This window comes from Oleiphilus sp. HI0132 (assembly GCF_001635845.1).
The window spans coordinates 1-967 of the sequence record NZ_LWGJ01000508.1 but is presented as its reverse complement, the minus strand read 5'-3'; the positions used below and the strand labels follow the sequence as shown (position 1 = coordinate 967).

1 protein-coding gene is annotated in these 967 nt (G+C 46.0%); it reads right to left on the bottom strand.

Going from position 1 to position 967, the window contains the following annotated elements; all coding sequences use genetic code 11:
* A partial coding sequence (locus tag A3766_RS06105; protein ID WP_197479372.1) for a GspE/PulE family protein occupies positions 1-843 on the bottom strand: 843 nt, incomplete at its 3' end.
* Positions 844-967 lie beyond the last annotated feature (124 nt).

Below are 967 nucleotides of genomic sequence, written 5' to 3'. Positions count from 1 at the left end.
GTCTTCAACCGTCAGAATGTTACGGCTGCGGTCATTAATATGAGATAGACCCGCGTACAACGTAGTGGTCTTACCAGAACCGGTTGGCCCGGTAACCAGTAATATGCCATGGGGCCTCGCCAGAATACTTTTTAAAACATCTGAGTCACGCTCCGATGTTCCTAGGATATCGAGAGACAAACGCCCTGCGTTCTTATCAAGTAAACGAAGTACGATTCTCTCTCCGTTCGCTGAAGGCATTGTCGATACACGGATATCCACTTCTCTGCCACCAACACGCAATGAAATTCGACCATCTTGAGGTACACGCTTTTCAGCAATATCGAGTTTTGCCATAACCTTGATACGAGACACCAGCAAAGGCGCTAGTGCGCGCTTGGGTTTAACGATTTCTCGCAAGACTCCATCCACTCTAAAGCGAACGACAAGCTGTTTTTCAAATGTTTCTATATGCACATCTGAAGCATCATTTTTTACTGCTTCGGTCAAAATAGCATTAATTAGTCTGATGATCGGCGCATCATCTTCTTGCTCTAATAAGTCCTCGGTCTCTGGAACCGAGTTTGCCAAGCTGGCCAGATCCATATCGTCGCCCAGACCTTCGACCATCTGCATTGCTTCTGCAGAGTCATTTTGGTAAGCAAGCCCTAAAGCTTCGTCGAACTCTGCCTCATCAACTTGTTGAAAAGGAACCTCACCAAAAGTTAGACGGTTTACTTCTGCAAAAGCCTGGGAGCTAAGACCCGCCCGATAAAGAATCTCATACTCGTTATTTTGATTTTTCAACAATACTATCCCTTGCTTCTTAGCAAAGGAGAATGGCAACCGCTCAAATGGAAGCATTAAACCAGTATCTTCAACAGAGCCGGATGCGGTGCCGGACTCTTCTAAAGTCGGAATATCCGCTGCATCAGCACTATTATGTTGAGACTCTTCTATCACGGTAACCCCTTAAATTCGGTCCGCC